At 67.6% G+C, this 8,001-nt stretch carries 4 protein-coding genes and 1 pseudogene; 3 read left to right on the forward strand and 2 right to left on the reverse strand.

Annotation, left to right across the window (positions count from 1 at the left end; translation table 11 throughout):
- Nucleotides 1-42 precede the first annotated feature (42 nt).
- Together mutS and ACAH41_RS08090 are read right to left on the reverse strand one after the other, a co-directional pair.
- Nucleotides 43-2,592, reverse strand: coding sequence for a DNA mismatch repair protein MutS (gene mutS / locus ACAH41_RS08085; RefSeq protein WP_325649898.1), 2,550 nt, complete (start codon nucleotides 2,590-2,592; stop codon nucleotides 43-45).
- A 269-nt stretch (nucleotides 2,593-2,861) separates the two neighbouring features.
- Entirely contained in the window at nucleotides 2,862-3,263 is a 402-nt protein-coding gene (locus ACAH41_RS08090) for a hypothetical protein (RefSeq protein WP_325649868.1), read from the reverse strand.
- A gap of 255 nt (nucleotides 3,264-3,518) precedes the next feature.
- On the opposite strand from ACAH41_RS08090, the gene ACAH41_RS08095 reads away from it, so the two are divergent.
- The 3 genes and pseudogenes from ACAH41_RS08095 to ACAH41_RS08105 form a co-directional block, all read left to right on the forward strand.
- Nucleotides 3,519-4,490, forward strand: coding sequence for a bifunctional helix-turn-helix transcriptional regulator/GNAT family N-acetyltransferase (locus ACAH41_RS08095; RefSeq protein ID WP_325649870.1), 972 nt, complete (start codon nucleotides 3,519-3,521; stop codon nucleotides 4,488-4,490).
- Between the two features lie 233 nt (nucleotides 4,491-4,723).
- Nucleotides 4,724-7,771 carry a formate dehydrogenase-N subunit alpha gene (gene fdnG, locus ACAH41_RS08100; protein WP_325649900.1) on the forward strand — a complete coding sequence of 1,016 codons (3,048 nt, stop codon included), beginning with the start codon at nucleotides 4,724-4,726 and terminating at the stop codon, nucleotides 7,769-7,771.
- A gap of 9 nt (nucleotides 7,772-7,780) precedes the next feature.
- Nucleotides 7,781-8,001: pseudogene (locus ACAH41_RS08105) on the forward strand (formate dehydrogenase subunit beta); the annotation flags it as partial.

The raw sequence follows: 8,001 nt of genomic DNA on the forward strand, positions 1-8,001 counted from the left end.
TTTGCTTGCTTCTTGCTGTCGCAGCCTGGCCGGCCCGTTTTTTCAGGCGCCGCCTTGGGCGTGCAGCTGCTTGAGGCGGTACAGCGCGTCCAGCGCTTCCTTGGGCGACATCGCATCCGGGTTGATCGCCGCCATGGCCTGTTCCACGGCAGAGGCCTCGCGCACCGGTGCGGCGGCCGGCGCGGCGAACAGGTCCACTTGCGGGTCGCCCGCGCGTGACTGGGTTTCCAGCGCTTCCAGCGTGTGCCGCGCCTGGCGCACCAGCGCAGGCGGCATGCCGGCCAAACGGGCGACCTGCACGCCATAGCTGCGGCTCGCCGGCCCGGGTTCGATGGCGTGCAGGAAGACGATGTCGTCGCCACTTTCGACCGCGCTCACGTGCAGGTTCAGCGCCCGCTCGTGCTTGCGCGGGAACTCGGTCAGCTCGAAGTAATGGGTGGCAAACAGCGTGAAGGACTTGTTGCGGTCGTGCAGTTGCGTCGCGATGGCCGAGGCCAGCGCGAGGCCGTCGAAGGTGGACGTGCCGCGGCCGATCTCGTCCATCAGCACCAGCGAATGCTCGGTCGCGCCGTGCACGATGGCTGCCGCCTCGGTCATCTCCATCATGAAGGTGGACTGGGCGTTGGCCAGGTCGTCCGCCGCGCCAATGCGGGTGTGGATCGCGTCGATCGGCCCCAGCCGGCAGCGCCGCGCCGGCACGTAGCTGCCCATCGCCGCCAGCAGCACGATCAGCGCCACCTGGCGCATGTACGTGCTCTTGCCGCCCATGTTCGGGCCGGTGATGATCTGCAGCTTGGTGCGGGCGTCCAGCCGGCAGTCGTTGGCAATGAAGTCGCCCGCGCCGGTCTCGGCCAGCCGCGCCTGCACAACGGGGTGCCGCCCGCCTTCAACGTCCAGGCACGGATGCGACACGAACTCCGGCCGGCACCAGTCCAGTGTGGTCGCGCGTTCGGCCAGCGCCGCCAGCGCGTCCAGGCTGGCGAGGGCCCGGCCCAGCGCGGCCAGCGGCTGCAGCCAGTGCTGCAGCTGGTCCAGCAACTGCTCGAACAGCCATTTCTCGCGCGCCAGTGCCCGGTCCTGCGCCGACAGCGCCTTGTCCTCGAAGGTCTTCAGCTCGGGCGTGATGAAACGCTCGGCATTCTTCAGCGTCTGCCGGCGCTGGTAGTCCAGTGGCACCCGGTCCAGCCCCGAGCTGGTGACCTCGATGTAGAAGCCATGCACGCGGTTGAACTGCACCCGCAGGTTGGTGATGCCGGTGCGGGCACGCTCGCGGGTTTCCAGCTCCAGCAGGAAGGCATCGCAGTTCTGGCCGATGGCGCGCAGCTCGTCCAGCTCGGCGTCGAAGCCGGTCGCGATCACGCCGCCGTCGCGCAGCAGCACCGCCGGCTCCTCGGCCACCGCCCGCGCCAGCAGCTGGCCCACGGCCGGGTCGGGCGACAGGTCCGCATGCAGCGCGTCCAGCAGCGCGGTGCCGCGCGGCGCCAGCTCGCGCAGCGCCGGCAGTTGCGCCAGCGTTTGCCGCAGCCCCGAGAGCTCGCGCGGCCGCACCTGGCGCAGCGCGACACGCGAGGTGATGCGCTCCACGTCGCTGATGCCGCGCAGCGCGTCGCGCAGCCGGTCGATGCCATCCGCCAGCATCTGCTCGATGGCCGCATGCCGGCCGCTCGCCAGCGCGCGGTCGCGCAGCGGGTACGTCATCCACTGCCGCAGCGCGCGGCTGCCCATGCCGGTGCGGCAGGTGTCGATCAGCGACAGCAGCGTGGGCGCCGCTTCGCCGCGCAGCGTCTCGGTCAGCTCCAGGTTTCGGTGCGTGGCCGGTGGCAGCTCCAGCAGCTCGCTGCAGCGCTCCACCGTCAGCGTCTGCACGTGCGCCAGCGCGCGGCCCTGCGTGTGTTCGGCGTAGCTCAGCAGCGCGGCTGCGGCGGCGTGCGCGGTGCCCAGCGCCTGCGCATTGAAGCCGGCCAGTGAGCCGACGTTCAACTGCTCGCACAGCTTGCGCAGGCCCAGGGCGCTGTCGAACTGCCAGGAAGGCCGCGCAGTGCGCGCGCCGCGGCAAGCCTGCAGCGCAGGATGCGCGTCGTTCTCGCGGTCCAGCAGCAACTCGGCTGGCGCCAGCCGCGCCAGCCAGCCCGGCAGCTCTCGCTCCACGCATTCCGTCACGCCCAGCTGCCCGCTGGCCAGGCCCAGCCAGGCCAGGCCCCAGGTCTGGCGCTGCCGGGTCACGGCCAGCAGCAGCGTGTCGGCGCGGTCGTTCAGCAGCTCGCTGTCGGTCACCGTCCCGGGCGTCACCACCCGCACCACCTTGCGGTCCACCGGCCCCTTGGCCGTGGCCACGTCGCCCACCTGCTCGGCCACCGCCACCGATTCGCCCAGCTTCAGCAGCCGCGCCAGGTAACCTTCGACCGAATGCACCGGCACGCCGGCCATGGTGACTGGCTGCCCTGCGCTCTGGCCGCGTGTCGTCAGCGTGATGTCCAGCAGCCGGTGCGCCTTGCGGGCGTCGTCGTAGAACAGCTCGTAGAAGTCCCCCATCCGGTAGAACAGCAGCGTGTCCGGATGGTCGGCCTTGAGCCTGAAATACTGGGCCATCATCGGCGTGTGGCCTTCCAGCGAAGCTGGCGCAGGCCGCGGGCTGGCTGCGGTCTCGGTCTCGTCAATCATGGGGTGGGGCGGGGATCAGGCGCGCGGAAGGCGCTGCGGCCGGGCCGCGAAAAAGCGGCTGGCGATCATCGCACAGAGGTTTTGCGCGCAGCGCCTGCGGTGCCTGGAGAACGGCGCAGCGCGGCGCACAAAAGCAAGAGCCGCCTCGCGGGCGGCTCTTCCTCACACCCCCAGCGCATGGCGGCGCTGAAGGCATGCGCTTAGTTGCGGTCGGCTTGCGGCGCGGGCATGGTCGTCGGCGTGTTGTCCATCGGCGCTGGCGCGGTGTTGTCGACAGGCGGACTCGTCTCGGGTGCCGGCGTGACCGGGGCGGGTGCCGGTGCCGGTGCCGGTGCGGTATCGGTCACGGGTGGCGTGACCGTCACCGCAGGCGGCTGAGGCGCTTCGACCGTGGTGGTCGTGGTGCCGCTGCTCTGCGAGCCGGTGAAATCACCAGGCGGCGGGACCATGGGCGTGGCGACCTGAGTGGCGTGCGGTTCCACGGCGGTCGGCGTGTCCGGTTGGACCGCGACGTTCGGCTCGGATTGGGCGTAGGCCATCGACAGGGCACCTGCGACTGCAGCGGCGGTCACAACGGATAGAAACGTCTTGTTCGTCTTCATGAGGAACTCCTTGGGGTTCCGCGCAAGGCCTGCGCGGTGGGGAGGACAGGGGCAACCGGTCGGCACCGGATGAACCAGAAGGTACGCCCCGCCCTCCGGCCTGGGTGTCAGGCGTTGCCAACAGGGCTTGTAGGTTGGACGGACTGCTGACAGTCGGCGATGGGCGCACGGCAGGCGCGGTGCGCGGTCATTGCCACGCGGTGATTTGGCAAGTTAATGCTTGCCAAAAGCAATCAATATTCGGATCATCCGGCCATGACGTTGCCTGACCGCATCGAAGCCGTGCGTGGCTTCAACCGTTTTTATACGCGCCGCATCGGCGTGCTCAACGAAGGGCTGCTGGGCTCGGACTTCAGCCTCGCCGAGTGCCGCGTGCTGTGGGAACTGGCTCACCTGCAGGGCGGCGCCGGCATCACCGGCACGGCGCTGGGCCGCTTGCTGGACCTGGATGTTGGCTACTTGAGCCGGTTGCTGCGTTCGCTGAAGGAGCGCGGGCTGGTGGAAGCCAAGCGCAGCGAGGCGGACGGGCGGCAGTCCCTGCTGCAGCTCACCCCCTCCGGCCGCTCGGCGCTGGCGCCGCTGGAGCAGTGCTCGCAGGCGCAGGTGGGCGAACTGCTGGACCGGCTCAGCGATGCACAACAGGCCGAACTGCTGCAGGCCTTCCAGCGCGTGCGAGGCCTGCTGGACGAACCCGGCGACAAGCCGGCGAAGAACAGCTTCTTGCTGCGGCCGCACCGGCCTGGCGACATGGGCTGGGTGGTTTCGCGGCATGCTGCGCTCTACGCCCGCGAGTACCAGTGGGACATCGGTTTCGAGGCCATGGTCGCGCGCATTGCGGCCGAGTTCATCGAGCGCTTCGATGCCCGCCGCGAAGCCTGCTGGATCGCCGAGCGAGATGGCATCAGCATCGGCAGCGTCTGCTTGGTGCAGGCACGCGACGAGGTGGCAGGGCAGCCGATCGAGGGCGTGGCCCAGCTGCGATTGCTGATCGTGGAACCTGCTGCCCGCGGGCTGGGGCTGGGCGAGCGGCTGGTCGCCGAGTGCAGCCAATTCGCGCGTGACGTGGGCTACCGGTCCATCCGGCTCTGGACCAACAGCAAGCTCACCGTTGCCAAGCGCATCTACAGCAAGGCCGGGTATCGTTTCGTCGCCAGCGAGGCGCACCACAGCTTTGGCCATGACCTGGTGGGTGAGACCTGGGTGCTGGACCTGACCGACCACGCCTGAGCCGCAGGGGCCTGGCCGCTTGCGTTTGTCCGGGGCCGCCCGTATGGGCGTGAACATGCCCGCCTTGAATGCTGGGGCATCCGTGAAAACCCGCAACCTGGATGCCCCCAGAGGCATAGAATTTTCTGGCGATCCGCTCCCAGGCTGAACCCAGGTGCGTTCCAGGGCTTCGAGCGGTGCACCTTCGTGTCTTTTGCGAGGAGCCTGAAGTGCAAGTGTCCCGCCGCCAGTTCATGAGAGTGACTGGCTCCACCCTGGCAGGCTCCAGCCTGGCCTTGCTGGGGTTCTCCCCGGCCACGGCCCTGGCGGAGGTGCGCCAGTACAAGCTCGCCGCGACCACGGTCACGCGCCAGACCTGCACCTACTGCTCGGTCGGTTGCGGCATCCTGATGCATTCACTGGGCGATGGCGCGAAAAACGCCAAGCGTTCGGTGATCCACGTCGAGGGCGACCCGGACCATCCTGTGAACCGCGGCACGCTCTGCCCCAAGGGTGCCAGCCTGCTGGACATCATCAACAGCCCGAACCGGCTGCTGCATCCGGAAGTGCGCGAGGCCGGCACCGACGAATGGAAGCGCATCAGCTGGGACGAGGCCAACGACCGCATCGCCAAGCTGATGAAGGCCGACCGCGATGCCAACTTCGTGCAGAAGACGGAAGACGGCCTGACTGTCAACCGCTGGCTCACCACCGGCATGCTGGCGGCTTCGGCCTCCAGCAACGAAGCCGGCTACATTACCCACAAGATTGCCCGCGCCTGGGGCCTGCTCGCATTCGACAACCAAGCCCGTGTCTGACACGGCCCGACGGTGGCAGGTCTTGCCCCGACGTTTGGCCGCGGCGCGATGACGAATCATTGGGTGGACATCAAGAATGCTGATGTCATCCTGGTGATGGGCGGCAATGCCGCAGAAGCGCACCCCTGTGGATTCAAGTGGGTCACCGAAGCGAAGGCGCACAACAAGGCGCACTTCATGGTGGTGGACCCGCGCTTCAACCGCTCCGCGTCGGTGGCGGACTTCTATGCGCCCATCCGTTCGGGCTCCGACATCGCCTTCCTCGGCGGCGTCATCAATTACCTGCTGAGCAACGACAAGATCCACCACGAGTACGTCAAGGCGTACACCGACTTCAGCTTCATCGTGCGCGAGGACTTCAGCTTCGCCGACGGCCTTTACTCCGGCTACAACGAGGAGAAGCGCACTTACGACAAAGCCAGCTGGGACTACGAGCTGGGCGCCGACGGTTTCGTGGAGGCCGACGCCACGTTGCAGCACCCGCGCTGCGTGTACCAGCTGATGAAGGCGCACTACAGCCGCTACACGCCGGAGAAGGTGGAAAGCATCTGCGGCACGCCCAAGGCGAAGTTCCTGCACGTGTGCGAGAAGCTGGCGTCGACGGCGGTGGCAGGGCGCGCGGCCACCATCATGTATGCGCTGGGCTGGACGCAGCATTCCATCGGCGCGCAGATCCTGCGCACCGGCGCGATGGTGCAGCTGCTGCTGGGCAACATCGGCGTGGCGGGCGGCGGCATGAACGCGCTGCGCGGCCACTCCAACATCCAGGGCCTGACCGACCTTGGCCTGCTTTCCGCCAGCCTGCCGGGCTACCTCACACTGCCGATGCAGGCCGAGCAGGACTACCAGAAGTACGTCGACAGCCGCACGCAGAAACCACTGCGTGCCGGCCAGATGAGCTACTGGCAGAACTACCCGAAGTTCCACGTCAGCCTGATGAAGGCCTGGTACGGCCCTGCCGCCACGGCCGAGAACAACTGGGCCTACGACTACCTGCCCAAGCTCGACAAGCAGTACGACATGCTGCAGATCTTCGAGCTGATGAACCAGGGCAAGGTCAACGGCTACATCGCCCAGGGCTTCAATCCGCTGGCCGCGCTGTCGAACAAGGACCGTGTGCGCGACGGCCTGGCCAAGCTGAAGTTCCTGGTCATCATGGACCCGCTGGCCACCGAAACCTCCGAGTTCTGGAAGAACCACGGCGAATACAACGACGTGGACCCCGCCAAGATCCAGACCACGGTCTTCCGCCTGCCCACGACCTGCTTTGCCGAGGAAGAGGGCTCCGTGGTGAGCAGTTCGCGTGTGCTGCAGTGGCACTGGAAGGCCGCCGAGCCGCCCGGCGAGGCGCGCACCGATCTGCGCATCATGGCCAGCCTGTTCCTGCGCATCAAAGAGCTCTACGCCAAGGACGGCGGCACCTTCCCGGACCCGATGCAGAAGCTCTGGTGGCCGTATGCCAACGCCGAGGAGCCGACACCCGAGGAGGTGGCCAAGGAGTACAACGGCCGGGCGCTGGCCGACCAGGTCGACCCCAAGGACGCCACCAAGGTCACGCGCAAGGGTGGCGAGCAACTGTCCGGTTTTGGCGAGCTGAAGGACGACGGCTCCACCATGAGCGGCTGCTGGATCTTCACCGGCTGCTGGACGACTGCGGGCAACCAGATGGCCCGGCGCGACAACAGTGACCCGACCGGCATTGGCAACACGCTGAACTGGGCCTGGGCCTGGCCGGCGAACCGCCGCGTGCTCTACAACCGCGCCTCCTGCGACGAGACGGGCAAGCCCTTCAATCCGAAGCGCAAGCTGGTGAGCTGGAACGGCAGCGCCTGGAGCGGGGCGGACGTGCCGGACATGGGCGCCACGCTGGCACCCGAGACGGGCGCCGGACCGTTCATCATGAACCCCGAAGGCGTGGCGCGCTTCTTTGCGAAGAAGGGCATGGCCGAAGGCCCGTTCCCCGAGCACTACGAGCCTTTCGACACGCCGCTGGGCTACAACCCCATGCACCCGAAGCATCCGAAGGTGACCAGCTCGCCGGCGGCCCGGGTCTTCAAGTCGGTGTGGGAGACCTTCGGCAAGGCCGCAGACTTCCCGCACGTGGGCACCACCTACCGCCTGACCGAGCATTTCCACTACTGGACCAAGCACGCGCTGCTGAATGCCATCACCCAGCCCGAGCAAATCGTCGAGATCGGCGAAGCGCTGGCGCAAAGCATTGGCGTGGTGGCGGGCGACCGCATCAAGGTCTCGTCCAAGCGCGGCTACATCAAGGCGGTGGCGGTCGTCACCAAGCGCATGAAGCCGATGCAGATCGAAGGCAAGACGGTGCACCATGTCGGCATTCCGATCCACTGGGGCTTCAAGGGCGTGACCAAGCCCGGCTTCCTGGCCAACACGTTGACGCCCTTCGTGGGCGACGGCAACACCAACACGCCCGAGTTCAAGACCTTCCTGGTGAAGGTCGAGAAGATCGCAGCCTGAGGACCGCCCATGTCACTGCAATCTCTCGACATCAAAGCTCGCTCGGCCACCACCACGCCTTCGCCCAGCGCGCGGGTGCCGGCCTCGGGCGAGGTCGCCAAGCTGATCGACGTCTCCAGCTGCATAGGCTGCAAGGCCTGCCAGGTGGCCTGCATGCAGTGGAACGACCTGCGCGACGAGATAGGTACCAACGCCGGCAGCTACGACAACCCCAACGACCTCTCGGCCGA

The organism is Ideonella sp., from assembly GCF_041287625.1.
GTDB lineage: Bacteria > Pseudomonadota > Gammaproteobacteria > Burkholderiales > Burkholderiaceae_C > Ideonella.